Below are 25,932 nucleotides of genomic sequence, written 5' to 3' on the forward strand. Positions count from 1 at the left end.
GGCAGGGCCCGGCGCCGGTCTACGCTTAACGATATAGGTCTTGGCTGCCCGGCCCGACATCAACCGGAGCGGCCGATTCACAAACCGCGTTCCGTCCCGCTGCCGGGCCGGTGACGCGCACGTGCAAACAGGGGGAGGGCAGGATGAACCGTGGCTTCCGGCTGCTGACATCCTGGCTGCTGGCCGCGGCCTTCGCCGTGCTCGCGATTCCCGCCGCCTGGCACCTGGCCCCCGCCCTTGACTGGAATCCCGGGGCGGCCAAACCGGTGGTCACCACGCCGGAGGCCCAGCTGCCGCCGACGAAACTGGCCGCCGCCGAACTCCTGGCCGGCTCGCCGGAGACCGCGCCAACGCCGGATCCGAAAGTGCTGGGCGAGGCGCTCGATAAAGCATTGAAGTACGACGGCGCCGGGGACTTCGCGGCGCTGGTCGCCGATGCGCAGAGCGGCGACGTACTGTATGAGCGCAACGGTTCGGAGCCGCGCATTCCGGCGTCCAACATGAAGCTGCTGACCGGGGCGGCGGCCCTGCTGACCCTCGGCGCGGAGGCACGGTTCTCCACCGAGGTCATCCAGGGCAACGTGCCGGGGACCCTGGTGCTGCGCGGCGGGGGAGATGCCCTGCTGGGTGCTGGCGAGTCGGAGCGGGAGGACGTCCTCGGGCATGCGGGGCTGGCCACGCTGGCACAGGCCGCCGCCGAACGGCTGGCCACCGTCAACTTCACCGGGGAACTGCGGGTGCTGCTGGACGACACCGCCTATGCCGGCCCAACGCTGAGCGCCGCGTGGGATCCGGCCGACATCCAGGCGGGAGAGATCGCGCCGATCTATCCGTTGGCGCTCTCGGGCGGCAGGGAAAACGCGGACGGCAGCGGAGAGCTGGTCGATGATGCGGCCCTCACGGCGGCACGAGCCTTCCGCGCGGCGCTGGCGGAGGAAATGTCCCAGCGCGGCGTCAAGGTGGCGCCCGATGTGGTCCGCGGCGCCGCGCCCAAGGACGGCATAGTGCTCGCCTCCGTTGAATCCGCCACCGTGGCCGAGCACGTCAACTACATGCTGCAGGAATCCGATAACTACGTTGCCGAGGTCATGGCCCGCAACACGGCGCTGGCCAGCGGCAAGCCGGGGTCCTTCGGCGGCGGCACCGAGGCGATCAAGGAGGCCATGGAGAAGCTCGATATTCCCACCTCCGGCCTGCTGATCAGCGATGCCAGCGGGCTGGCCCTCGGCAACGAGGTTTCGGCGGAACAGCTCTCCGCAGTGCTCCGCGAGATCACCAGCGGTTCCAACGAGGACCTGCGGGCGGCCATCGACGGACTGCCCGTGGCGGGATTGACCGGGACTCTTCAGGAACGCTTCGCCGGAAAGACTGCCGGCGGTGCCGGGCTGGTGCGGGCCAAGACCGGCACATTGCACACGGTCACCTCGCTCAGCGGCTACGCGGTGACGGCGGACGGGCGGACACTGGTCTTTGCCTTCGTGGCCAACGGTTTGCAAAACTCCACTCCGCAGGCCCGCGAGGCGGCCGACCGCGCGGCCACCGTCCTTGCCGGCTGCGGCTGCCGCTGACACCCGGCTGTTGGCGCGGGCTCCTGCGGCGCAGGCTGGCCCGCCGTCGAAATTTCCTTCACCGTTGGGCGAACGGCCGGTGACCTGCCGGGCTCCGGTGTGATCTGATGGTCACCATGGACAGCACCGCAAGCACCGGCAGCGCCGGAAACACCCCGTCCGCTCCGGAAACCCCGCCGCGCCTGATCAACTGGGACCTGGCGGCGGCCACCGCGGCCAAGCTCACGCCGGCCGGGCCCAAGATGCCGCAGGCGCAGATCCGTGCAGCCGTGGCCAATCTGCGCGAACTCTCGGAAGTTTCCGTGGACCACGTGCACCGGATCACCGGGCTGGAGGCGGCACGGGACCTGCGGGATTCGCAGGTGCTGATCGTGGACCGGGCCGAGTGGTCAAAGGCCAACGCGCGCAGTTTCGAAGCGCTCCTGCAGCCCGCCCTCACCGAGCTCGCCCGGAAAAAGCCCGAGCAGGTCAAGAGCGCTGCCACGGGCCTGAGCAGCTCGCTCACGGGAACCCAGATGGGCGCCATCCTCTCCTTCCTCTCCAGCAAGGTGCTGGGCCAGTATGACCCGTTCTGCTCGCTGCTGCCCGGCGGCCCGGCGGGCGGCCGGCTGATGCTGGTGGCGCCGAACATCATCGCCGTCGAGCAGGAACTCAACGTCGAACCCGAGGACTTCCGGCTGTGGGTCTGCCTGCACGAGCAGACGCACCGGGTGCAGTTCGCGGCGGCACCATGGCTGCGGGACCACATGATGGAGCAGATCGGCAAGCTCTCCTCGGGCCTGGTGGACAAGGCCGACACGTTCGGGGAGCGGCTGCAGCAGGCGGCCAAGGCCCTGATGTCCGGCAAAGACAAGAACGACGACGGCGCCGGCACCGGCGGCGGGACGGTCGCCGTCGGCGCCACCGGCACCATCATGGACCTGTTCCAGGACCCGGAAGAGAAGGCAATCTTCTCCCACGTCACCGCGGTCATGAGCCTGCTCGAGGGCCATGCCAACGTGGTGATGGACGAGGTGGACGCCAGCGTTGTGCCCACGGTGAAGACCATCCGCCAGCGCTTCAACGCACGCGCCAAGACCCGCGGCGCGCTGGAGTCCTGGATCCGCAAAATCATGGGCCTGGATGCCAAGGCACGCCAGTACACGGACGGGGCGAAGTTTGTGCGCGCCGTGGTGAAGCAAGTGGGCATGGAAGGCTTCAACCAGGTGTGGATCCGGGCTGAAAACCTGCCCACCGAAGAAGAGATCCACAACGCCGACCTGTGGATCAGCCGCATGGACCTCAGCCGTCCATGACCGATCCGTCCACCGCATCCGCAGTCGGCATGCCACGGCGCAAGCAACGGCTGCATCCGCTGGTCGGCACGGCCCGGAACCACATCAAGGCGGCGCTGGAGCTGCTGGATGCGCCGCAGGACAAAGCTGCCGGCACCACAGCCACCGGCGCCGCAGATCCAGCATCGGGCCGGGGCGAACCGCCCTTGCTGCTGGTGGCCTGCAGCGGCGGGCCGGACTCTCTGGCCTTGGCCGCCGTGGCAACCTACTTTGCCCGGCCGTTGCGGGACGGTAGCCGGCGTTACCGGGTGGGCGCCGTCGTCGTCGATCACGCCCTCCAGCCCGGCAGCGCCGAGGTGGCCGAACGAGCCCGCGACCAGCTTGTGAATCTCGGGCTGGCGCCGGTGGAAGTCCGCCGGGTCAGCGTCGGCCAGTCCGGCATGGGGCCGGAAGCCGCCGCCCGGGTGGCGCGCTACGATGCCCTCGACGACGCCGCTGCCGAACATGGAGCCGCCGCCGTGCTGCTGGGCCACACCCTCGATGACCAGGCCGAACAGGTGCTGCTTGGTCTCGGCCGGGGCTCCGGGACGCGTTCGCTGGCCGGCATGGCGCCGCGCCGCGGGAACTATCTGCGGCCGTTCCTGGGGCTGCGCCGGAAGCATACCGAAGAGCTGTGTGCCCTCGCCGGCCTGGAACCATGGCATGATCCGACAAACGCGGATCCTAAATTTCTACGCTCACGCGTACGGGCCGAGGTGCTGCCATTCCTGGAGCAGCAGCTGGGCCCGGGCGTCGCCGAGGCGCTGTGGCGGTCGGCGCAAATTCTGCGGGCGGATGCCGATTACCTGGACGGCCGGGCACGGAGCGAATACCTGCGGCTGAGGATCGATACCGCGCACGGCATAGAACTGGAGCGGACCGGCCTCGAAGCGCTGCCGGCAGCGATGAAACACCGGGTCATCGCGTTGGCGGCGGCCGAAATGGGCGGCGAGAACCCTAGTTACGAGCGGCTCATCGCTGCCGAATCGCTGCTGGCGAGGCAGGGGTCCGCCGGACCGGTGCAGCTGGCCGGAATGGTCAGCGTGTACCGCCGGGTGCGGCGGGAACCGGACGAACAAACAGGCCCGGTTGCGCAAGAGCGCGGCGGCTATGGCAATCTTGTCTTTAGAACAACTGGCTCGCGCCCAGTGACGCCACATCATTAATTACGGGAGTATCTGGTGGATTCCAACGACGTTCAGGCGGACCTCAAGCACGTTCTGTATACCAAGGAGCAGATCCAGCAGCGCGTGCAGGAACTGGCTGCCGAGATCGACAAGGACTACGCGGGCCGCGACCTGCTGATCGTCGGAGTCCTGAAGGGCGCCGTCATGATCATGGCGGATCTGGCCCGCGCCATGCACAGCCACGTGAGGATGGACTGGATGGCGGTGTCTTCCTACGGCTCGGGCACGCAGTCCTCCGGCGTCGTGCGGATCCTCAAGGACCTGGAAACCGACCTGATGGGCAAGCACGTGCTCATCGTCGAGGACATCATTGACTCCGGCCTGACGCTGTCCTGGCTGAAAACCAACCTGCTGTCCCGCGGCCCGGCTTCGGTGGAGATCTGCACGCTACTGCGCAAGCCGGATGCGGCCAAGGTGGAAATCGACGTCAAGTACATCGGTTACGAAATCCCCAACGAATTCGTGGTTGGGTACGGCCTGGACTTCGCCGAGCGGTACCGCAACCTGGACTTCATCGGCACGCTGGCACCGCACGTCTACGAGTAAAACGCACATTTCCGTCTCCAGCTGGAGCCAAAGGCTTGCTTGTACGCCGAGAGGGAACTAATCTTTGCCGCCGTGCGTGAATTATTGCGGACGGTGTATAGCTATATGGGTGACACCACGGGCTGATCAGCAGGAGGGACGGGGCATTGTGCCCTTAGACGCATGAAATTGAAGAACATTTTCAAGGGACCAATCATCTGGATTGTGCTGGTCCTGGCAATCCTGCTTATCGTGGTGCCCAATCTTGCCGGCCCGCAGGCCTCCCGTGTGGACACCAGCGTCGGGCTGCAACTGCTCACCGATGACAAGGTTGAGCAGGCCCGCATCAATGACGGCAACCAGAGCGTTGAACTGACCCTGCGTGAAGACTTCATCCAGGACGGCGCCAACGAAGGCAAGAGCATCACCTTCTTCTACAGCACCGCCCGTGCCGAAGATGTGGTCGATGCCATCAGCGCCTCCAACGTGGACGTGTTCACGGACCAGCCGGTGGAAAACAACTGGTTCACGGGCTTCATCAGCCTGATCCTGCCGATCCTGATCATCGGCATCATCTTCTGGTTCCTGCTCTCGCGCATGCAGGGCGGCGGGTCCAAGGTCATGCAGTTCGGCAAGTCCAAAGCCAAGCTGATCACCAAGGACATGCCCCAGGTCACCTTCGCCGACGTCGCCGGCGCGGACGAGGCCGTGGAAGAACTCCACGAAATCAAGGAGTTCCTGCAGGAACCGGGCAAGTTCCAGGCGCTCGGCGCCAAGATCCCCAAGGGCGTGCTGCTCTACGGTCCGCCCGGAACGGGCAAGACCCTGCTGGCCCGCGCGGTTGCCGGTGAAGCCGGCGTGCCCTTCTACTCCATCTCCGGCTCGGACTTCGTTGAAATGTTCGTCGGTGTGGGCGCCTCCCGTGTCCGCGACCTGTTCGAGCAGGCGAAGAACAACGCTCCGGCCATCATCTTCGTCGACGAGATCGACGCCGTTGGCCGCCACCGCGGGGCCGGTGTGGGCGGCGGCAACGACGAGCGTGAGCAGACGCTGAACCAGCTCCTGGTCGAAATGGACGGGTTCGACGTCAAGACCAACGTCATCCTGATTGCCGCCACCAACCGCCCGGACGTCCTGGACCCCGCACTGCTGCGGCCCGGACGTTTCGACCGCCAGATCGCGGTGGAGGCGCCGGACCTGCAGGGCCGCCACCAAATTCTGCAGGTGCACGCGGCCGGCAAGCCGATGGCTCCGGACGTGGATCTGCGTGCGCTGGCCAAGCGCGCCCCGGGCTTCACCGGTGCGGACCTGGCCAACGTGCTCAACGAGGCAGCGCTGCTGACTGCCCGCTCCAACGCGCAGCTGATCGACGACCGCGCCCTGGATGAGGCGATCGACCGCGTCATGGCCGGTCCACAGAAGCGTTCCCGCGTCATGAAGGAACACGAGCGCAAGATCACCGCCTACCACGAAGGCGGCCACGCCCTGGTGGCGGCGGCCCTGCGCTACACCGCGCCGGTCACCAAGGTCACCATCCTGCCGCGCGGGCGTGCCCTCGGCTACACCATGGTGGTGCCGGAAGACGACAAATACTCGGTCACCCGCAATGAACTGCTGGACCAGCTGGCCTATGCCATGGGCGGTCGGGTTGCGGAAGAAATCGTCTTCCACGATCCGTCCACCGGCGCCTCCAACGACATTGAGAAGGCCACCAGCACCGCGCGTCAGATGGTGACGCAGTACGGCATGAGCGAACGCGTCGGCGCCGTGAAGCTGGGCCAGGGCGGCGGAGAACCGTTCCTGGGCCGCGACATGTCGCACGAACGCAACTACTCCGACCACGTGGCTTTCGTGGTCGACGAGGAAGTGCGGCGCCTGATCGACACCGCGCACGACGAGGCCTATGCCGTGCTGACCGAAAACCGCGATGTGCTGGACCGGCTGGCGCTGGCCCTCCTCGAGCGGGAGACGCTGAACCAGCGCGAGATCGCCGAGGTCTTCGAGGACATCCGCAAGCGCGAGTACCGCGACGTGTGGCTGTCCAAGGAATCGCGTCCGGTCCACAACATTCCGCCGGTCATGAGTGCCAAGGAACGTGCCGAGGCCGCCTCGGTCCAGAGCCCGGACGAAGAAGAGGGCCATTCGGCCGTCATCGTTGATCCGGATCCGGCGCTGCCCGAACTGCCCGTCGAAAACCCTCCCGGCAGCACCCCCGGAACCAACCCGGGCGGGACCGCCGGCGGCAACGGCTAGGATTCACAAGTGACCGAATACGACGATGTAATCGCCGAGCTGGAAATCGACCGCTCGATAGACCTGCCCCGGATCGAGCGCGCAGTGCGCGAAATCCTTATTGCTGTGGGCGAAGACCCTGACCGCGAGGGGCTGGTGGAGACACCCCGGCGGGTGGCCAAGTCCTACGCCGAAGTCTTCGCCGGCCTGCACCAGGACCCGGCGGACCTGCTGGCCACCACCTTCGATATTGATCATGAAGAAATGGTGCTGGTCAAGGACATTCCGTTCTACTCCACCTGCGAGCACCATCTGGTTCCGTTCCACGGCACCGCCCATATTGGCTACATTCCTTCCCATGAAGGTAAGGTGACGGGGCTGAGCAAACTGGCCCGGCTGGTGGAGGTCTATGCCCGCCGCCCGCAGGTCCAGGAACGGCTCACCACGCAGATTGTTGATGCCCTGATGGAGCATCTCGAGCCCAAGGGTGCCATCGTCGTCATCGAGTGCGAGCACATGTGCATGTCCATGCGCGGTGTCCGCAAGCCGGGCGCCAAGACGGTAACGTCCGCAGTCCGCGGTCAGCTCAGGGAAACTGCCACCAGGGCAGAGGCCATGAGCTTGATCATCGGGCGATAAGCGAAACAAGCAGAAACGGTAGACATTTATGGATTCACTCGCAGCAGTGCCCGGAACCGGGCCCGCAACTTCCCCGCTGCCCGTCGTCCGCAAGGTGCGCGCACCCCGAAAGTTTTCGGATCTGCCCACCGACCGCGCCGTGGTGATGGCGATCCTGAACGTCACTCCGGATTCCTTCAGCGACGGCGGCAAGTTCGTCTCCCCGGACAAGGCCATCGCCCAGGGCCTGAAGCTCTTCTACGGCGGAGCAGACATCATCGACGTTGGCGGTGAGTCCACCCGTCCGGGTGCGGAGACCATCACTCCCGAAGAGGAACAGGCCCGCATCCTGCCCGTGATCGAGACGCTGGCGAAGGCCGGTGCCCTGGTCAGCGTGGACACCATGCACGTGGATACCGCGGCCAAGGCGATCGACGCCGGCGCGGGCATCATCAACGACGTCTCCGGCATGACCTTCAGCCCGGAAATGCCGGGCCTGATTGCCGAACGCAAGGTGCCCTATGTGCTGATGCACCGCCGCGGCGATGCGCGCAATGTGGATCCCGCCGCCAAGTACGACGACGTGGTGGCCGAGGTTGTGGCCGAACTCGCCGAGTTGCGGGACAAGTTTGTGGCCGCCGGGGTGGCCGAAGACCAGATCATCCTCGATCCGGGACTGGGCTTCTCCAAGAACGCCGAGCACAACTGGGCGCTGCTGCGCGGGCTGCCGGAGTTCACCAAGCTCGGCCACAAGGTCCTCATCGGGGCATCCCGCAAGCGCTTCCTCGGCACCCTGTTGTCTTCCGCCGGCAAGGTTGCCGCGCCGGCAGAGCGCGACCACGCCACGCTGGCCATCAGCGCCCTGGCCGTTGCGAACGGAGCATGGGGCGTGCGCGTGCACGATTCCGGTGCAAGCCTGGACGCGGTCAAGGTCGCCGCAGCCTGGGCCGGGTAGAACCGGTGCAGACGGGCACAGCCCGGTCCGGCCGCATGGACGTCATCAAACTCTCCGGCATCACCGCCCTCGGTTACCACGGAGTGTTTGACCATGAACGCCGGGACGGCCAGCCCTTCACCATCGACGTCGCCCTGCACACGGACATCCGTGCCGCGGCCGCCGCCGATGACCTGGCCCTGACCGCGCACTACGGCGAGCTGGCCGAGGGTGTCAAAGAGATCATCACGGGCGAGCCGGTGAACCTGATCGAGACGCTTGCGGAGCGGATCGCCGGTTTCGTTCTGGCCACCTTCAGCATTGCCGCCGTGGAAGTGACGGTCCACAAGCCCCAGGCGCCCATCGAAGTGCCGTTCGGCGACGTCACCATCACTATCTACCGGGAGAATTCATGAGTGTACGCGCGGTTTTGGCCCTTGGCAGCAATCTCGGCGAACGCAGCGACACGCTCTCCCACGCCGTCGCGGATCTGGTGGACACACCCAACGTCCGCCTCTGCGCGGTATCCCCGGTTGTGCAGACCAAGTCGGTGGGCGGTCCCGAGAACCAGCCTGATTACCTGAACATGGTGATCGAGGTGGAGACGGACCTGGAACCCCATCGGCTGCTGGAACACTGCCAGAGCGTGGAAAATAAGCACCACCGGACCCGCGAGGTGCGCTGGGGACCGCGGACCCTGGACGTGGACATCATTACCTACGGCGACCTCAAGCTCGACGACGAGGCATTGACCGTCCCGCACCCGCGTGCCCATGAGCGGGCCTTCGTGCTGCAGCCCTGGGCCTGGATGGACGCGCACGCAACCCTCAACGGCGTCCCGGTCGGCGAACTGGCCGAAGCCGCAGGGGACCTGGACGGCCTGGCGCCTTTCGAACCAGGGCACTGAGCCGGATGGGCGCGGCATCGTGAGGACCATCAAGTACAGCTGGCTGGGGGCGATCGCCGTCGTCACCGCGGTGCTGGGCTGGCTGGCCAACCTCGTGACCGCGCGCGGCGGCCTTCCGGTTCCCGTTCTGCATCTGAGCTCACTGGCCACCATGGGCGCCATCATGGTGTTCACGCTGGTCCTCGGCCTACGCGTGCGCAGCTGGCGCAACGGCAAGCGCGAGAAGCCGCTGGATCCCATCCTTGCCGCCCGTACGCTGGTGCTAGCGCAGGCCTGCGCCTACGCCGGTGCGCTGCTGCTCGGCTGGCATGCCGGCATTCTGGTTGACCAGCTGGTACTGCTGACCTACCGGCCGGCCGGCAGCATCCTGCTGCAGGTGCTGGCTATGATGGGCGGTGGCCTGGTCATGGTCATAATTGGTCTGATGGTGGAACGGTTCTGCAAGCTCCCGCCGGAGGATCCGGAATCGGCCGAACGCGAAGACGGTTCGACCGAGGGCGAGGGGGAGTATGCGTAGCGAGCCGATAGATCCGCCGGACATCAGCTGGATCCGGGTGGCGCCGAAGTACATCACGGTGCGGCTGATCGGCTGGGCCGTGTCCGCGCTGATCAGCCTGGCCATCCTCAGCGTCCCGCTGATCCTGCTGCTCACGGGCGTCTGGCCTGGCTTTCCGGCCTGGCTCGCCTGGCTGCTGGCCGGCGGCACGCTGGTCATCCAAGTCTGGATCGGCCTGCTCATTCCGCGTCAGGTCAAGGCCATCGGCTATGCGGAGCGGGACGAGGACCTGCTGATCCGGCAGGGCATCTTCTTCCAGCGCCTCATGGTGGTTCCCTACGGCCGCATGCAGTATGTCGACGTCGCGGTCGGCCCGCTGGAGCGCGCCTTCAAACTGGCCTCGGTCAAACTGCACACCGCCTCCCCGCAGACCAATGCCTCCATTCCCGGACTCCCCGCAGAAGAAGCCGCACGGCTGCGTGAGCAGCTTTCCGCGCGCGGGCAGGCAAGGCTGGCCGGGCTGTGACCATTCCGGAGGGCAACGGCCCGGTTTCCCCCTCGCGCGAGGTGCCGCTGACTCCGGACCGCGCGGAAAACTGGCACCGGGTCCACCCCGTTTCCCCGTTTGTCCGGGGCTGGATCGCCCTGGCCGCTATGGCCTACTTCTTCGGGCGCGACTGGTTCGAAGCGATGTTCCGCGGCGAGCCCCTGTGGTTCCTGACCGAGGGCCGGGGCATCTGGGCCGTCGTCGTACTGCTGGTTGTGGTGCTGCTGCTGGTGGGCGCCTTCGTGCTGTCCTGGTGGTTCACCCGGTACCAGGTCACCGAGGAACACGTCCGCGTCAATTCCGGCATCCTGTTCCGCCAGCACCGCCAGGCCAGGCTGGACCGGGTCCAGGCGATCGACGTTATCCAGCCGCTGCTGGGCCGGATCTTCGGTCTCGCCGAGCTGAAGTTCGAAGTGGCGGACGCCGGCGAATCCGCGGTGCGGCTGGCCTACCTCCCGCTGGCTTCCGCGCAGCAACTCCGTGCGACCATCCTGGCCCGGGCCTCCGGCGTCGAGCTGGACCCCGAGCATCCGGACGAGGCGCCCGAGGCCCCCGAGCACCCGATCGTCCAGCTTTCGCCGCAGCGGGTCGTCGGCGCCACGGTGCTTTCGGGCGCCACGGTGGCGCTGGCCGTCGTCGTCGTTGTTATTGGCGTCGCCGCAACGGTGGGCTTCGTGGCGGACTGGGGCGGCCTGCCGGTGCTGCTGTCGGCGCTGGTGCCCGGCATGATCGCGGTGGCCGCCGGCTACTGGAGCGTTTTCAGCACCGCCTATAACTTCCGCGCGGCCGTGTCCCCGGACGGCATCCGGTTGCGCTACGGGTTGCTGGAGACGCGGGCCCAAACCGTACCGCCCGGGCGGGTGCAGGCCGTGGCGGTGACCCAGCCGCTGCTCTGGCGGACCAAGGACTGGTACCGGATCAAGATCAACGTGGCCGGCTACGGCGTGAGCGCAGAAAACTCCGGCGCGCGCACCACCCTGCTCCCGGTGGGCACTCGGGACGAGGTCATGCAGATGCTGGCCTTGGTGCTCCCGGACCCCGGCACCGAGGACCCGTTCGGCGTTTTCACCGCCGGGCTGGCGGGACAGAACAACGACGGCGGCTTCGTCACCTCCCCGCCCCGGGTGCGGTGGCTGTCCTTCCTCACCTGGCGGCGCAACGGCTTCGCCGTGACGGAGACGGCGCTGCTGGCCCGCTCCGGCAGGTTCGTACGGAACCTGGCCGTGGTCCCGCACGAACGCACCCAGTCGATGGCCCTGCACCAGGGACCGGTTGCGCGGAAGCTGCGGGTGGCGGATCTGCAGCTGCAGACCACGGTGGGGCCGGTCAGCCCGGTGGTCTACCAGATGGACATCGACGTGGCCCGCCGCCTGTTCAACGAACAGTCGGCCCGCGCCGCGGCGGCTCGGCGGCACAGCGTGCCGGAGCGTTGGCTGGAACGCCGGCAGGAGATCGTGCCGGAGCAGGCCGGCGGAGAGCATGGAAAGGCCGAGGATGAACAGCGTTAGACCGGGCAGGCTTGGCATCGGCGTGATCGGCGCCGGCAAGGTGGGCGCCGTGCTGGGGGCGGCCCTACGCGCGGCCCAGCACGCCGTCGTCGGTGTTTCCGCCGTGTCCGAGGCCAGCCGGGAGCGGGCCGAAATGCTGCTGCCCGGTGTGCCGGTGCTGGAGATCCCCGCGATCATCGAGCGGGCCGAACTTGTGCTGCTGGCCGTGCCCGATGATGCCCTGCCGGAACTGGTAGCCGGCCTTGCCGAGACCGGTGCCTGGCAGCCGGGCCAGCTGGTGGCCCATACTTCCGGCCGGCATGGCGTGAGCGTGCTCGCGCCGGCGCAGGCCAAGGGTGCCATCGGTCTGGCCATCCATCCGGCCATGACGTTCACCGGCATGAGCCTGGACCTGACCCGGCTCACGGACTGCGCGTTCGGGGTGACCGCGGCGCGCACGGTGCTCCCCATTGCGCAGGCCCTGGTGGTCGAGATGGGCGCCGAGCCCATCGTGATTGAGGAGCGGGACCGGCCGCTTTACCACGCAGCCCTGGCGCACGCCTCGAACCACCTGGTCACCATTGCCGCGCAGGCCGCGCAAATGCTCAGCTCCGCCGGCGTGGACCAGCCGGACCGCCTGCTGGGTCCGCTGATGCGGGCCTCGCTGGAAAACGCGCTGGCGTCCGGCGAAGGCGCGTTGACCGGACCGGTGGCCCGCGGCGACGCCGGCACCGTCCGCGTCCACCGCGAGGCGCTGCTGGGGTACGAACTCGAGCACGGCAGCACCGACATCCGGCAGGCGTATGAGGAGCTGGCCCGCGCCACGGCCAAGCGGGCGTTCGAACGCGGCCTGCTCAAAGACGCCCAGGCCACCGAAATTCTGGATATTCTCAGTACCCGTTCCACTCCGGAGGACCCTCAGTGAGTAACCGCCCCCAGCTGGCCACCACGTACGCCGAGCTCAACGCCGCCAGCGCGGAGCTGCTGCGCGAGGCCGCCGGCAGGCACCATGCCGGCCACGCGAGCCAGGGCCTGGTCCCGACCATGGGCGGCCTGCATGCCGGCCACGCCGCCCTGGCCACCGCTGCACGCCAGGCGAACGACGTCGTTATTGCCACCATCTTCGTCAACCCGCTGCAGTTCGGCGACGCGGCGGATCTGGAGCGGTACCCGCGTACGGTGGATGCGGACCTGGACCTGTTGGGCTCCTGCGGGGTGGACATCGTTTTCGCGCCGGCCGTGGGAGAGGTCTACCCCGGCGGCGAACCGATGGTGCGGGTTGCGTCGGGTCCACTGGGTGGGAAACTCGAAGGCGCCTCGCGGCCCGGGCATTTCGACGGCGCCCTGACGGTGGTTGCGAAACTGCTGCATTACGGCATGCCGCCCATCCCGGCGGACTACCGCGCCTACTTCGGCAAGAAGGACGCCCAGCAGCTGGCTCTGGTCCGGCGGATGGCCGCGGACCTGAATTTCCCCGTCGAAATCGTCGGGGTGCCAATCGTGCGGGACAAGGACGGGCTGGCGCTGTCCAGCCGCAACCGCTTCCTCTCCGCCGAGGAACACGAGGCCGCCCTGGTCCTGCCGCGCAGCCTGCGCTACCTGAAGGAACAGGCGGACCGGCACGAGCCGCTGGACATCGAGGGTGCCCTGGCCATGATCAAGTCCGCCCGGCTGGTGGAGCTGGACTACCTTGAAGTGGTCGATCCGGTCTCTTTGGAGCCGCTGGCTTTCAACTGCCAGGACACCCCGTTTACCGGCGAAGCGCTGGCACTGATCGCCGCCAAAGTAGGCCCGGTGCGGCTGATCGACAACGTCGACTTGGGCTAGCCGGAGCACCCGGGAAGATCGAATAGGAGCCACCGGAGCACAACCGGTAACCTTAACTACCGTGACCACACATAAAACCCCCACCCCTTCCCCGGAACCTTCGGACGTCTCCGAGCAGATGCGCGTGCGCATGGACAAGCGCGCCAAACTGCTTGAGAGCGGTGTGGAGCCCTATCCGGTGGGTGTTGACCGGACCCACACTCTCAGTGAGGTCCGCGAGAAGTACGGTCACCTTGCGGCCGATGAGACCACCGGTGAAACCGTCGGCGTCTCCGGCCGAGTGGTTTTCGTCCGCAACACAGGCAAGCTGTGCTTCGCCACCCTGCAGGAGGGCAACGGCACCCGGCTGCAGGCCATGCTGAGCCTTGCCAACGTCGGAGAGGATGCGCTGGCCGGCTGGAAGTCCCTGGTGGATCTGGGCGACCATGTGTTTGTGCGCGGCGAGGTCATCTCCTCGAAGCGCGGTGAACTCTCGGTCATGGCCGATTCCTGGTCGATGGTCTCCAAGGCGCTGCGCCCGCTGCCCGTCCTGCACGCCGGCCTGAACGAAGAGACCCGGGTGCGCCAGCGCTACGTCGACCTGATGGTCCGCGACGAGGCGCGCCAGATGGTCTACACCCGCGCGGCGATCATCCGTTCCATCCGGGAAACGCTGCACAACCGCGACTACGTGGAGGTGGAGACCCCGATGCTCCAGCTCATCCACGGCGGTGCAGCCGCCCGGCCGTTCCAGACCCACTTGAACGCCTTCGACCAGAACATGACGTTGCGCATCGCCACCGAGCTCTTCCTGAAGCGCGCCGTGGTTGGCGGTATTGACCGGGTGTTCGAGATCGGGCGCATCTTCCGCAATGAAGGCGTGGATTCGACGCATAGCCCCGAATTCACCACGCTGGAAAGCTACGAGGCTTACGCCGACCAGTTCGTGATGGCCGAGCGCATGAAGGAAATGATCCTCAACGCAGCGGACGTTGTGGGCAGCCGCGTCATCGAGACCGACGCCGGCACCATAGACCTTAACGGTGAATGGCGTTGGTTGGCCGTTTACCCGGGACTTTCCGAAGCCGTGGGTGAGGAGATCACGCCCGAAACCCATGGCAGTACCTTGCGGGCCATCGCCGAAAAGCATGGCGTCAAGGTGGAACCCCAGTGGGACACCGAAAAGACCGTTATCGAACTTTTCGGTGAAATCGTGGAACCGACGCTGCTGCAGCCGACCTTCGTGTACGACTACCCGCCGGCCGCCCAGCCGCTGGCCCGAGCACACCGGAGCAAGCCCGGGCTCATCGAAGCCTGGGACTTGATCATCGGCGGCATGGAGCGCGGTACCGCCTTCTCCGAGCTCATCGACCCTGTTGTGCAGCGTGAACGGCTCACCGAACAGTCGCGCAAGGCGGCCTCGGGTGACCATGAAGCGATGCAGTTGGACGAAGACTTTCTCCGTGCGCTGGAATATGGTGCGCCGCCCATGGGCGGCATTGGCCTGGGTATTGACCGGCTGGTCATGCTCTTCACCCAGACGGGAATCCGGGAGACCATTCTCTTCCCGCTCTTGAAACCTGAATTGGGATAATCATGTTGGAATATTTGTGGGTATTGGCTCCTTCAACCGGTGTCGGCCTGATTTTTTACTTCGCTATGAAAGCCGTGTTCAACGCTGACCGCCGGGAGCGTGAAGCCCTGGCTCAAGCCGAGTACGAGGCCGATCAGCAGGGGCACAGTAATTAGCTTCACCCTCTACATGTCTGTCTCGGCGTATTGAACTGCCCGTTGACAGTCATGGCCAGGCCCGCGATCGAGTCACCGCTGGCCTGGCAATAATTCTTCTACCGGTGTCTGTCGCCTAGACATGATCGGCAGGACCGATATTTACCTGTGCCGTGGCTGATATTCTTCGCCGCAGGGCTAATCATTTAGCAGTGGGTAATGACGGTCCTCTGCGGCCGTGCAACCCCGGCTACCGCTCCGTGTGCTCTAAGGCAGCCGCTATCCCTGGCGCCGAACAGGATTGTGATGGGAGACTTCAGCGTCGCCCGCCGCCTCCCGGAACGTAAAGCAACATCGATAATACTAATTATCCGGGCTATGCAGCGTCGGCCTTCAATTACCTGTGGGAAGCGGATTAGCGGGATTCGCTGAAATCGGCGCGGCTTCCATTTGGGATCGATTCGCATAATCACGAGACTCTTTAGTGCACAGCAGAAACATCCCGTGTTGCCAGCTATTCATTGATAGGCAATAATCAAATTGGTTTTGGGGAAGCCAATGGGATTACTAAAACTTCAATATTGAGGAGCTCCTGTGGCACAGGAAGTGAAAATCATTCTGGTTGATGACCTGGATGGTGGCAGTGCCGATGAAACGGTGCGTTTTGCGCTGGATGCAATCAATTACGAGATTGATCTTTCATCGAAGAATGCTGAAGCGCTGAGAGATGCGATGAAGACTTATGTCGAGAAGGCCAGAAAGGTTCCCACCCGCGCCGGAAAGGTCAAGCCGGCTTCTGCAGGCCGGAGCCAGGACGCATCGGCCGTGCGGGCCTGGGCACGGGAGAACGGCTACACCGTCAGTGAGCGCGGCCGCGTACAGTCCGAGATCATCGAGGCTTACCGCCGGGCCCACGGCGGCTAGCAGCACAGTCCGCCGCCATCACCAGCGTGGGCGCAAGTAGATTTTTATAACTCTTCCATAAAGGGCGGACCCGCAGGTCCGCCCTTTATCCATACGGCAGGCGGGCCTGTCCCGGATCTGGTTTACGGTCGGCCATTATCCCTAGGGCGAACAGACCCCAAAATCGTCTTTCGGCCACGTAGCATCAAAGTACGCAGTAGCTAGGAGTGTGCGAGATGTTTGAGAGATTTACCGACCGTGCCCGTCGCGTTGTCGTGCTGGCTCAAGAAGAAGCCCGCATGCTCAACCACAATTACATTGGTACCGAACATATCCTTCTTGGATTGATCCATGAGGGTGAAGGTGTTGCCGCGAAGGCGCTGGAATTCCTCGGTGTCTCCCTCAATGGGGTGCGCGAGCAGGTGCAGGAGATTATCGGCCAGGGCCAGCAGGCTCCCAGCGGCCACATTCCCTTCACGCCGCGCGCCAAGAAAGTACTGGAGCTCTCCCTCCGTGAAGCTCTGCAGCTAGGCCACAACTACATTGGCACCGAGCACATTCTGCTCGGCCTCATCCGCGAGGGTGAAGGCGTCGCCACCCAGGTTCTGGTCAAGCTCGGCGCGGACCTGAACCGTGTGCGCCAGCAGGTCATCCAGCTGCTCTCCGGCTACCAGGGCAAGGAGCCCGTCTCCGCCAGCGGCCAGCAGCAGGAAGGTACTCCGGCTGGTTCCGTAGTGCTGGACCAGTTCGGCCGCAACCTGACCCAGGCGGCCCGCGAGTCCAAGCTTGACCCTGTTATTGGGCGCGAGCATGAGATGGAACGCGTCATGCAGGTTCTCTCCCGCCGCACCAAGAACAACCCTGTCCTGATCGGCGAACCCGGCGTTGGCAAGACGGCAGTGGTTGAAGGTCTGGCCCAGGCCATTGTCCGCGGCGACGTCCCCGAAACCATCAAGGACAAGCAGCTGTACACCCTTGATCTGGGTTCGCTCGTTGCAGGATCCCGCTACCGCGGTGATTTCGAAGAACGCCTGAAGAAGGTACTGAAGGAAATCCGCACGCGCGGGGACATCATTCTGTTCATCGATGAGATCCACACTCTCGTCGGCGCGGGTGCCGCCGAAGGCGCCATCGATGCAGCCTCGATCCTTAAGCCGATGCTGGCCCGCGGCGAACTGCAGACCATCGGTGCCACCACTCTTGATGAGTACCGCAAGCACATCGAAAAGGATGCTGCACTGGAACGCCGCTTCCAGCCCATCCAGGTGAACGAGCCTTCGGTGGAGCATTCGATTCTGATCCTCAAGGGTCTGCGCGACCGCTATGAGGCACACCACCGTGTGTCCATCACGGATGGTGCCCTGGATGCTGCTGCCCATCTGTCGCACCGCTACGTTTCGGACCGCTTCCTTCCGGACAAGGCCATCGACCTGATCGACGAGGCCGGCGCGCGGCTCCGTATTCGGCGGATGACGGCGCCGCCGGAACTGAAGGAAATCGATGAGCGCATCGCGCAGCTGAAGAAGCAGAAGGAATCTGCCATCGATGCCCAGGACTTCGAAGGTGCTGCCTCGCTCCGCGACAAGGAAAGCAAGCTCCAGGATGAGCGTGCCGACAAGGAACGCGCCTGGAAGACAGGTGACCTGGACGAGATCGCGGAGGTTGACGAGGACCTGATTGCCGAGGTTCTGGCGAACTCGACTGGCATCCCGGTCTTCAAGCTCACCGAAGAAGAGTCCAGCCGGCTTATGCACATGGAAGACGAGCTGCACAAGCGGGTCATCGGCCAGGATGAGGCCATTAAGTCGATTTCGCAGGCTATCCGCCGTACGCGTGCCGGCCTGAAGGACCCCAACCGCCCCAGCGGCTCGTTCATCTTCGCCGGTCCCACCGGTGTTGGTAAGACGGAGTTGGCCAAGGCGCTGGCAGAGTTCCTCTTCGGCGAAGAGGATGCACTGATCACGCTGGACATGTCGGAATACTCGGAGAAGCACACCGTGTCCCGGCTCTTCGGTGCCCCTCCCGGCTACGTCGGCTATGAGGAAGGCGGCCAGCTGACCGAAAAGGTCCGGCGCCGTCCGTTCTCGGTGGTGCTGTTCGACGAGGTAGAGAAGGCCCACGCGGACCTGTTCAACTCGTTGCTGCAGATCCTGGAAGACGGCCGTCTGACCGACAGCCAGGGACGTGTGGTGGACTTCAAGAACACCGTCATCATCATGACCACCAACCTCGGTACCCGTGACATCTCCAAGGGCGTCATGACCGGCTTCCAATCCGGTACGGATACCAAGACCGGTTATGAGCGGATGCGGGCCCGGGTCCAGGATGAGCTCAAGCAGCACTTCCGTCCGGAGTTCCTCAACCGTGTCGATGACACCGTGGTCTTCCCGCAGTTGACGCAGGAAGAGATCGTCCAGATCGTGGACCTGTTCGTCACACGGCTGGAGAAGCGCCTGGCCGAGAAGAACATGACCATCGAGCTGACGCCGGCGGCCAAGGTTCTGCTGGCAACCCGCGGCTACGATCCGACCATGGGCGCGCGGCCGCTGCGCCGCACCATCCAGCGCGAGGTCGAGGACCAGCTCTCCGAGAAGATCCTCTTTGGCGAGATCCTGCCCGGCGAACTCATCAGCGTGGACGTCGACGGCGAAGGCGAGGACGCAAAGTTCACCTTCTCCAGCGCCGGCGCCCCCAAGGCGATCGAGGAAGTACCGGACACCCCGGCACTCTCCCAGTAGGGTCCGCCCGCACGGGCTCCTGAGCAACTAACGCGTCGAATCGGCGGGTCCTGGACATTCCAGGGCCCGCCGGTCGCGTAAACGCTTGGTGCAGCAAGCTGTCCACTGTCAGGCTGCGGACGCGTGCCTATAGTGAGGGCATGACATCTCCCTCGCAGCCGACCGCCGCAGTGCTGCTCGCGGCCGGAGCAGGCACACGGCTGGGCCGCGGACCGAAGGCGCTGCTGGAATACCGCCAGGAACCGCTCGTCGCCCACGTGGCATCTGTGCTGCGGGACGGCGGATGCGCCGAAATCGTGGTGGTCCTCGGAGCAGGCTCCGACCAGGTCCGTCGGCAGGCCGATTTGTCCGGCTGCCTTGTCCTGGACAATCCCGGCTGGTCCGGCGGAATGGGCAGCTCCTTCCGGTTGGGCGCGGCCGCGGTACCATCGGGATTCCATATGCTGGCCGCATTGGTGGACCAGCCCGGCGTCACGTCTGCAATCGTCAGGAGGCTGCGGGACAGTCATAAGCCCGGCCGCGTCACCGCGGCAGCCTATCGGGGAGCGGATGGCGAACTGCAGCGCGGCCATCCGGTGTTGTTCGACGCGGCGCTCGTGGCGCAGGCTGCAGAGGCAGCGAGCGGCGATAGCGGGGCGCGCGGCTTTCTGCAGGACCACACGCATCTGATCGATCTCGTGGACTGCTCGGATGAGTCCGACGGCGGCGACGTCGACACCGTCGCCGACCTTTACCGTCTGGATTGACAACCCGGCCCCGTAAGCAGTGTCGTGGGCCGCTGAAGCCCCGGCGGCAGGTTCGACCGGAAACGGGCCCTAAACTTGCACCATGACTCCATCCTTCACGATCCGGCCCGCGCGTACGTCCGATGTTGCCGAGATCCGCCGTCTGGTGAAGCCGCTCGCCGACAAGCGTGTGCTGCTGGAGAAGGAAGCCGTGGCCTATTTTGAGAGCATCCAGGAGTTTAGGATTGCGGAAGCTTCCAACGGCGAAGTAATTGGCTGCGGGGCACTGCACGTGATGTGGGAAGACATCGCCGAGGTACGCACTCTTGCCACCTCATCGAACTGGCAGGGCCAGGGGGTGGGCCGGGCGCTGCTCGAGGCCCTGCTGGCCGGGGCAGTCAACCTGGGCGTCAACCGGGTCTTCTGCCTGACCTTCGAAGTGGACTTCTTTACCCACCACGGCTTCGAGGTCATGGCCGACCAGTCCGCAGTTGACCCCGAGGTTTATTCGGAACTGCTGCGTTCGCAGGATGAAGGTGTCGCCGAATTTCTGGACCTGGCCCGGGTCAAACCGAATACTTTGGGAAACACCCGGATGATTCGGGCGGTCTAACCGCCACGAGGGGTGGACATCCGAAAGCTGCCTGTGCCACGGTGAAGATGTTGGGAATGACCAGCAAGCGGACGGGCCGATCTCCCGGTCGGTATGTATCTCGATCGAAAGTGAGAACGCTATGGGTATTGACGACATCACCAACGCAGCCAAGGGTGCCTTCGGAAATGAGGGCGGCGACGAACAGGGCGGCGGCCTCGCAGACCGCGCCAACGACGCAGTGGACAACGCGCAGGAGCAGCACGGCGAAAAGCTCGGCGGCTTCGGCGATCAGGCAAACGAAGCTGTCGACGGGGCCCAGGAGCGCTTCGGCGGCGGCCAGCAGGAAGAAGGGCAGTAGCCATGGGTCTGGGCGACAGGATCGAGAACAAGGCACAGGAAGCCAGCGGCAAGATCAAGGAAAAGGCCGGCGACGCTACCGATAACCGCGATCTGGAGGCTGAGGGCCAGCTGGATCAGGCCGAGGCCAAAATCAAGGATGTCGGTGAAGACGTGAAGGACCGCCTGGACGGCGATCCGAACCGCTGAACCTGGAGATCACCCCAGAGAGGGAAAGGGAGGGACGGCATGTCCCTCCCTTTTTCCTGCCGTGTGTATCTACCGTTGATGCAGTCCCGACGCGTCAAGGATCAACGCCAGCTGCTGTGCTTCACCCGGGCAGTCTTCGCCGTTGGGAAACACTGTTTCGGTAGCGACGGAAAGCGGCTCCGTTTCGACACGCGAGCCATCGTGGCGCGTGGTGTGGGCTCGGACCTGAACTTCGCCCGCAGGCAGCGAGTCGAGCTGGGCGAAGCCGGTCAGCGTGCCATCCGGCGTGGAGGTCGCCGAGCACACTGCGTCAGGTTGCTCCGACCCGCACCCAAGGTCCACCATGCGTTCGCCTGGGTGCAGCTCAAGCGGGGCCGGTTCGCAGGTGCCGTCCCAGCAGATCTGTAGCTCCACGTCGCGGACCTTGTCGGCGAGCTCCTGATCAACGGTGAGGCCGATTCCGGATACGGCGCCGATTTCCGTACACGCGTAGCCGCCGGAGCCTGTGGAGGCACCGCAGCCGGTAACCAGTACCAGCAAGGCGGCTACCGCCGTCGTTGTTAGGGAGCTTCCCTCCCTGCGGTTCAGGCGCATACCCGAAGCTTAGGAGCGGTAACTGCTGGAGCCAAGGCTCAATTTGGTAACCGCACGCCGCTGCCGGCCGTTTCGGCGAGGCCGTCAGCGAGTAGGCCGTCCAAGGAACGTGCCAGCTGCTCGTCGCTGGCCCCGAGCGATCGCAGCTTGGTCAGGGGGAGCGCATGCCCCGTGCCGTGGTCCACGAGGTCCACCGTGCCTAGCAGCACCTCGCGCAGGACGGGCGTTTCCGCCTCGCGGAGCACGGCCATCATCGCGCCGCGTACCTGCCGGTCGGTACCGGCCCAAGCCTGTCCCTTGGGCAGGTAATGCGGTTCGGGTTGGCCTGCGGCTACCCAGGCGCACTGCTCCCGTACCGGGCATGAGCCGCATTTGGGGGAGCGCGCGGTGCAGACTAATGCTCCGAGTTCCATCACGGCGGCATTCCATGCCTTGGTCTCCTGGCGAGGCATGAGCGCGGCCGCCAGTTTCATCTCTGCAGACGTCAGGGACGGAGCGGGAAGGGCGTGGCCCGTGACCGCGCGGGCGTGGACCCGGCGGATGTTGGTATCCACCACGGTTTCCGGGTGTTCGAAGGCGAAGGAGGCGATCGCGGCGGCGGTATAGGTGCCAACGCCCGGCAACTGCAGGAGTTCCTCCCGGGTATCGGGAACCTGCCCGCCGTGCCGGTCCACAATCGCTGCGGCGGCCGAGTGCAGCCGCAGCGCCCGACGCGGATATCCCAGCCGGCCCCAGGCACGAAGCGCTTCCCCGCTGGGTTCGGCGGCCAGGGCTGCAGGGGTCGGCCACCGCTGCATCCACTGCTCCCAGACCGGGAGAACGCGAACGACCGGAGTCTGCTGGAGCATGAATTCGCTGACCATGATGCCCCACGGGCTGCACTGGGGCTCCCGCCACGGCAGCTCGCGCGCATTGTCGACGAACCAGGACGTGATCTGTTCATGCAGATACCGCGTCTGACCGGGCGCCGGAACCGGTTTTGCGTGCATAATCGTGTGGTTGGGCAATGGCATTCCTTGTCTGTGACCACCAATACCTTACTGCCTCGGCGTGGTGTTACCGCTTCGGCCGCGGAACTGTCTCTAGCCTTAAGGTATGGCAGGTACAGGCAGTGGATCATCGCGTGGCGGCGGTGCCTCGGCGACCCGCAATACCCCAGGTTCCGGCCGCAAGCCGAGCCCGGCCGTCTACCGCAGACGCAGGCTGGCGCTTCTGATCGCAGCCTTGGTAGTGATGGCTCTGCTTGTTGCTATCGGGTTCTGGATCGCCAGCCTCTTCGGCGGGGGCCAGCCCGCAGCGGACAGCGACGACGGCGGCGGCAGCGTTCCGGTGGTGTCCTCGCCGGCTGCTTCCCCCAGTCCGATGGCCAGCGCAGCCTGCGATGAGTCCAAGATTTCAGTGACCGCATCGACGGATGCCCCTGCCTATGCGGCCGGTGAGAATCCGACCCTGATCCTCGAAGTCGCCAACAAAGGCAACTCGGCTTGCGAGGTCAACGTGGGCACGGATGCCATGGAGTTTCTGGTGACCAGTGGCGAAGACCGCATCTTCTCGTCCAAGGACTGCGCCGTGGACACCAGCGAACTGATGCGGACCATCGAGCCGGGCGAAAGCGAGCGGGCGCAGTTCACCTGGGAACGCAACCGGAGCGCCCCGGGATGTAAGGCGGTCAATGCCAATCCGCAGCCGGGGACGTACGTCCTGACGGCGAAACTGGGGCCATGGACCAGCGACAAAATCGTGTTCGACCTGCAGTGAGCCAAGCAGGCCCTTTGCCCAGGAGCCGAAGCGGGCGGCTTCCGCTCCTACATAAAGCGGTCGAGGAGACTGGTCTCGGCGATTCGGGACAGTCCCTCGCGGATGACACGGGCGCGTTGCTCTCCGATGCCGTCCACGGCCATCAGGTCATCGATGTTTGCCGCCATCAGGTTCTGCAGGCCGCCGAAGTGGTCCACAAGCCGGTCGGCCACGGCCCGGGGAACGGATTTCACTGCCGAGAGCAGCCGATAGCCGCGCGGCTGGACAACCGCTTCGAGTGAGTCCACGCCGGGCTGGAAGCCCAGGACGCTGGCAATCCGGCCCAGATCGATCAGGTCGGTGGAGCTGAACGTGCGCAGGGATTCCAGGGCGGGCTCGACCTCGATGCCACCCTTGACCTCGGCGTAGTCACGCAGAATCATTTCGCTGTCGGGGCCGAGCCCGGAGGTGAGCTCATCGAGTTGCAGGGACAGCAGACGCCCGTCGACGCCGAGCTCCAGAACGTACTGGGAGATTTCCTCCGAGATGCGCCGGACCATTTCCTGGCGCTGCAGCGTCACGGCGACGTCCCGCAGCGTGACCATGGCTTCGATTTCCAGGGCCGAAAGCGAGCTGGTCACCTGGTCCAGGCGTGCGCGGTAGCGTTCCAAGGTGGCCAGGGCCTGGTTTGCGCGGGCCAGCACTGGCTCCGAACCTTCGAGCACATGCCGGATTCCGTCGACATACAGGGCAATGATCTGCATGGATTGGCTGACCGAAATCACCGGCAGCCCGGTCTGGATGGCCACTCGTTCGGCCGTGCGGTGCCGGGTGCCGGATTCCTGCGTGGGGATGGACGGGTCCGGAACCAGCTGTACGGCGGCTTTGATGATGTTCGCCGCGTCCTGGTCGCAGACAATGGCGCCGTCCATTTTGGCCAGCTCCCGCAGGCCTGTGGGCGAGAAGCCGATGCCGATGTCGAACCCGCCGCTGCTGATGGACTCCACCTGCTTGTCATAGCCGAGGACGATCAGGGCGCCCGTGCGACCGCGGAGAATCCGTTCCAGTCCGTCGCGCAGCTGAGTGCCCGGAGCGACACGTGCCAAGGTAGCCTTCAAGGCGTCCTCGGGGCTCTTAGCCATGAAGTTTCCTTTGATCAGTCGGTCGCAGTGCAGTCGGGCGGGAGCCCGCTGCCTCCTGTTTCGGAAGGCTGCGGGAAACAGCCATTAGGCACCATAATAGGCTGACGAGGCGCGCGCCGCCGCCGCGGTTGTGCAGGACTGGTGCTAAGGCGGCGGCTGTGCGCGGGCTGTGGTGCGCCTAATTGGAGCTGGCAGTGCCTGCGCCGAAGAGAAGATCCAGGGCCTCGGCCACGGTGCCGACCTCCTTGACCCGGAAGCCCTTGGGCACCTGCCCGGGCCCGCCGTGGGAAGCAGGGACAACGGCATGGGTGAAGCCCAGCCGTTCCGCTTCCTGGATGCGCCGGGCGATTCCGGGGACGGGCCGGACCTCCCCGGCCAGGCCAACCTCGCCGAAAGCGATCAGGCCCTTGGGCAGCGGCTTGTTGCTCTTGGCCGAGGCGATGGCCAGGGCCGTGGCCAGATCCGTGGCCGGCTCCGTCAGTTTCACGCCGCCAACGGTGGCCACGTAGCTGTCATCTTTGTGCAGCGACATGGCTGCCCGGCGCTGCAGCACGGCCATCATCATGGCCACCCGGGAGGAATCAAGGCCGCTGGTGGCCCGGCGCGGCTGTGCGTTGGAAGTCTCGGCGAGCAGCGCCTGCACTTCGGCCAGCAGCGGCCTGCGGCCCTCCAAGGTCACAGTGATGCAGGTACCGGAAACCGGCTCCGCCGCCGTGGACATAAACAGCCCGCTGGGGTCAGCCAGTCCCTCGATCCCCTCTTCGGTCAGATCGAAGCAGCCCACTTCATCCGTGGGGCCGTAGCGGTTCTTGATCGCACGAAGCAGCCGCAGCCTGGAGTGCCGGTCCCCCTCGAACTGGCAGACCACATCCACCAGATGCTCCAGCAACCGGGGCCCGGCAATGGAACCGTCCTTGGTGACATGGCCAACCAGAATGGTGGTCATGTTCCTGGTTTTCGCCGCGTTGATCAGCGAGGCAGCCACTTCGCGGACCTGGGTGACGCCGCCGGCGCTGCCTTCAACTGCGGAGCTGCTCAAGGTCTGGACGGAATCCACGATGAGCAGCGAAGGATCCGTCTTTTCGATCTGCCCCAGCGCGATGCCCAGATCAGATTCCGCGGTCAGGTACAGGGAATCCGCGACGGCGGAAATACGTTCGGCGCGCAGCTTGACCTGTGCGGCCGATTCCTCGCCGGTGATGTACAGGACATCCTTCGCAAGTCCGGCCACCCGTGCCGCTACGTCGAGCAGCAGGGTTGACTTGCCCACGCCCGGCTCGCCGGCCAGCAGAATGACGGCGCCGGGCACCAGCCCGCCGCCCAACACCCGGTCCAGCTCGCCGATGCCGGTGGCCTGGAAAGCCGCCGTCGAGGCGTCCACGTCCGCGATGCGCTGCGCTGGTTTCGCAACGGCGGCGGCCGGCGTCGTTCTTGAAATGACGGCCCCGGCTTCCTCCACGGTGCCCCAGGCCTGGCACTCGCCGCAACGGCCTACCCACTTAGCGGTGCTCCAGCCGCATTCGGCACATCGGTATGCGGGCGCTTTGGCGCGTGCGGTCTTAGAACTCATGGAATCAGGCTAACGGAACGGTGTGACAATCCCG

The 25,932-nt window shown here is 65.5% G+C and carries 27 protein-coding genes; 23 read left to right on the forward strand and 4 right to left on the reverse strand.

Annotated elements, in window-relative coordinates; all coding sequences use genetic code 11:
• Positions 1-143 precede the first annotated feature (143 nt).
• From dacB to HGO92_RS04310, 22 genes are all read left to right on the forward strand, one after another.
• The gene (dacB, locus tag HGO92_RS04205; RefSeq protein ID WP_169992248.1) at positions 144-1,568 is read left to right on the forward strand and encodes a D-alanyl-D-alanine carboxypeptidase/D-alanyl-D-alanine endopeptidase; all 1,425 of its coding nucleotides are present in this window, start codon (positions 144-146) and stop codon (positions 1,566-1,568) included.
• 116 nt (positions 1,569-1,684) lie between these two features.
• On the forward strand, positions 1,685-2,863 hold the full coding sequence (locus HGO92_RS04210; RefSeq protein ID WP_169992249.1) for an Rv3626c family coenzyme F420 biosynthesis-associated protein: 1,179 nt from the start codon (positions 1,685-1,687) through the stop codon (positions 2,861-2,863).
• Positions 2,860-4,047, forward strand: coding sequence for a tRNA lysidine(34) synthetase TilS (gene tilS / locus HGO92_RS04215; RefSeq protein ID WP_169992251.1), 1,188 nt, complete (start codon positions 2,860-2,862; stop codon positions 4,045-4,047). The genes HGO92_RS04210 and tilS overlap by 4 nt, the downstream gene beginning before the upstream one ends.
• A gap of 15 nt (positions 4,048-4,062) precedes the next feature.
• The gene (gene hpt / locus HGO92_RS04220; RefSeq protein WP_169992253.1) at positions 4,063-4,614 is read left to right on the forward strand and encodes a hypoxanthine phosphoribosyltransferase; all 552 of its coding nucleotides are present in this window, start codon (positions 4,063-4,065) and stop codon (positions 4,612-4,614) included.
• A 162-nt stretch (positions 4,615-4,776) separates the two neighbouring features.
• Positions 4,777-6,846: an ATP-dependent zinc metalloprotease FtsH gene (ftsH, locus tag HGO92_RS04225; protein ID WP_169992255.1), complete on the forward strand. Its 2,070-nt coding sequence runs from the start codon at positions 4,777-4,779 to the stop codon at positions 6,844-6,846.
• Between the two features lie 9 nt (positions 6,847-6,855).
• The gene (gene folE / locus HGO92_RS04230) at positions 6,856-7,464 is read left to right on the forward strand and encodes a GTP cyclohydrolase I FolE (RefSeq protein WP_346768848.1); all 609 of its coding nucleotides are present in this window, start codon (positions 6,856-6,858) and stop codon (positions 7,462-7,464) included.
• A 28-nt stretch (positions 7,465-7,492) separates the two neighbouring features.
• Positions 7,493-8,398: a dihydropteroate synthase gene (gene folP, locus HGO92_RS04235; RefSeq protein ID WP_169992257.1), complete on the forward strand. Its 906-nt coding sequence runs from the start codon at positions 7,493-7,495 to the stop codon at positions 8,396-8,398.
• A gap of 35 nt (positions 8,399-8,433) precedes the next feature.
• On the forward strand, positions 8,434-8,793 hold the full coding sequence (gene folB, locus HGO92_RS04240; RefSeq protein WP_169993017.1) for a dihydroneopterin aldolase: 360 nt from the start codon (positions 8,434-8,436) through the stop codon (positions 8,791-8,793).
• A complete protein-coding gene (gene folK / locus HGO92_RS04245; RefSeq protein ID WP_169992259.1) occupies positions 8,790-9,284 on the forward strand; it encodes a 2-amino-4-hydroxy-6-hydroxymethyldihydropteridine diphosphokinase in 495 nt (164 codons plus the stop codon). Before folB ends, folK begins: the two co-directional genes overlap by 4 nt.
• A gap of 19 nt (positions 9,285-9,303) precedes the next feature.
• Entirely contained in the window at positions 9,304-9,801 is a 498-nt protein-coding gene (locus HGO92_RS04250) for a DUF3180 family protein (protein WP_169992261.1), read from the forward strand.
• A complete protein-coding gene (locus tag HGO92_RS04255; RefSeq protein WP_169992263.1) occupies positions 9,794-10,306 on the forward strand; it encodes a PH domain-containing protein in 513 nt (170 codons plus the stop codon). Before HGO92_RS04250 ends, HGO92_RS04255 begins: the two co-directional genes overlap by 8 nt.
• On the forward strand, positions 10,303-11,835 hold the full coding sequence (locus tag HGO92_RS04260; protein ID WP_440915755.1) for a PH domain-containing protein: 1,533 nt from the start codon (positions 10,303-10,305) through the stop codon (positions 11,833-11,835). The genes HGO92_RS04255 and HGO92_RS04260 overlap by 4 nt, the downstream gene beginning before the upstream one ends.
• The gene (locus HGO92_RS04265) at positions 11,822-12,739 is read left to right on the forward strand and encodes a Rossmann-like and DUF2520 domain-containing protein (protein WP_169992265.1); all 918 of its coding nucleotides are present in this window, start codon (positions 11,822-11,824) and stop codon (positions 12,737-12,739) included. Before HGO92_RS04260 ends, HGO92_RS04265 begins: the two co-directional genes overlap by 14 nt.
• Positions 12,736-13,641, forward strand: coding sequence for a pantoate--beta-alanine ligase (gene panC / locus HGO92_RS04270; RefSeq protein WP_169992267.1), 906 nt, complete (start codon positions 12,736-12,738; stop codon positions 13,639-13,641). The genes HGO92_RS04265 and panC overlap by 4 nt, the downstream gene beginning before the upstream one ends.
• A 118-nt stretch (positions 13,642-13,759) precedes the next feature.
• Positions 13,760-15,214 carry a lysine--tRNA ligase gene (gene lysS / locus HGO92_RS04275; RefSeq protein WP_205834218.1) on the forward strand — a complete coding sequence of 485 codons (1,455 nt, stop codon included), beginning with the start codon at positions 13,760-13,762 and terminating at the stop codon, positions 15,212-15,214.
• A 2-nt stretch (positions 15,215-15,216) separates the two neighbouring features.
• Positions 15,217-15,369: a hypothetical protein gene (locus HGO92_RS04280; RefSeq protein ID WP_169992082.1), complete on the forward strand. Its 153-nt coding sequence runs from the start codon at positions 15,217-15,219 to the stop codon at positions 15,367-15,369.
• A 573-nt stretch (positions 15,370-15,942) separates the two neighbouring features.
• Positions 15,943-16,272: a histone-like nucleoid-structuring protein Lsr2 gene (locus HGO92_RS04285; RefSeq protein WP_169992271.1), complete on the forward strand. Its 330-nt coding sequence runs from the start codon at positions 15,943-15,945 to the stop codon at positions 16,270-16,272.
• Positions 16,273-16,487: 215 nt separating this feature from the next.
• Positions 16,488-18,989, forward strand: coding sequence for an ATP-dependent Clp protease ATP-binding subunit (locus HGO92_RS04290; protein ID WP_169992273.1), 2,502 nt, complete (start codon positions 16,488-16,490; stop codon positions 18,987-18,989).
• A 140-nt stretch (positions 18,990-19,129) separates the two neighbouring features.
• The gene (gene nboR / locus HGO92_RS04295; protein WP_205834180.1) at positions 19,130-19,735 is read left to right on the forward strand and encodes a nicotine blue oxidoreductase; all 606 of its coding nucleotides are present in this window, start codon (positions 19,130-19,132) and stop codon (positions 19,733-19,735) included.
• A gap of 82 nt (positions 19,736-19,817) precedes the next feature.
• The gene (locus HGO92_RS04300; protein WP_169992275.1) at positions 19,818-20,327 is read left to right on the forward strand and encodes an amino-acid N-acetyltransferase; all 510 of its coding nucleotides are present in this window, start codon (positions 19,818-19,820) and stop codon (positions 20,325-20,327) included.
• 121 nt (positions 20,328-20,448) lie between these two features.
• Positions 20,449-20,667, forward strand: coding sequence for a hypothetical protein (locus HGO92_RS04305; RefSeq protein WP_169992084.1), 219 nt, complete (start codon positions 20,449-20,451; stop codon positions 20,665-20,667).
• Positions 20,668-20,669: 2 nt separating this feature from the next.
• Positions 20,670-20,855, forward strand: a complete 186-nt coding sequence (locus tag HGO92_RS04310) for a CsbD family protein (protein ID WP_074700205.1) — start codon at positions 20,670-20,672, stop codon at positions 20,853-20,855.
• Positions 20,856-20,924: 69 nt separating this feature from the next.
• Here HGO92_RS04310 and HGO92_RS04315 read toward each other — a convergent pair whose 3' ends face one another.
• Both HGO92_RS04315 and HGO92_RS04320 read right to left on the reverse strand, forming a co-directional pair.
• Entirely contained in the window at positions 20,925-21,449 is a 525-nt protein-coding gene (locus HGO92_RS04315) for a hypothetical protein (protein WP_169992277.1), read from the reverse strand.
• A gap of 38 nt (positions 21,450-21,487) precedes the next feature.
• Complete coding sequence (locus HGO92_RS04320) at positions 21,488-22,462, reverse strand: iron-sulfur binding domain-containing protein (protein WP_440915756.1); 975 nt, start codon at positions 22,460-22,462, stop codon at positions 21,488-21,490.
• Positions 22,463-22,544: 82 nt separating this feature from the next.
• Here HGO92_RS04320 and HGO92_RS04325 point away from each other — a divergent pair, with 82 nt between their 5' ends.
• Positions 22,545-23,207: a hypothetical protein gene (locus tag HGO92_RS04325; RefSeq protein WP_169992279.1), complete on the forward strand. Its 663-nt coding sequence runs from the start codon at positions 22,545-22,547 to the stop codon at positions 23,205-23,207.
• 47 nt (positions 23,208-23,254) lie between these two features.
• Here HGO92_RS04325 and disA read toward each other — a convergent pair whose 3' ends face one another.
• Together disA and radA are read right to left on the reverse strand one after the other, a co-directional pair.
• Positions 23,255-24,328: a DNA integrity scanning diadenylate cyclase DisA gene (disA, locus tag HGO92_RS04330; protein ID WP_169992280.1), complete on the reverse strand. Its 1,074-nt coding sequence runs from the start codon at positions 24,326-24,328 to the stop codon at positions 23,255-23,257.
• 178 nt (positions 24,329-24,506) lie between these two features.
• Positions 24,507-25,898 (reverse strand): DNA repair protein RadA, encoded by a 1,392-nt coding sequence (gene radA / locus HGO92_RS04335; protein ID WP_169992282.1) that lies wholly within the window; start codon positions 25,896-25,898, stop codon positions 24,507-24,509.
• Positions 25,899-25,932: the final 34 nt, after the last annotated feature.

Source organism: Crystallibacter degradans (genome assembly GCF_012952295.1).
In the GTDB taxonomy this organism is placed as follows: domain Bacteria; phylum Actinomycetota; class Actinomycetes; order Actinomycetales; family Micrococcaceae; genus Crystallibacter; species Crystallibacter degradans.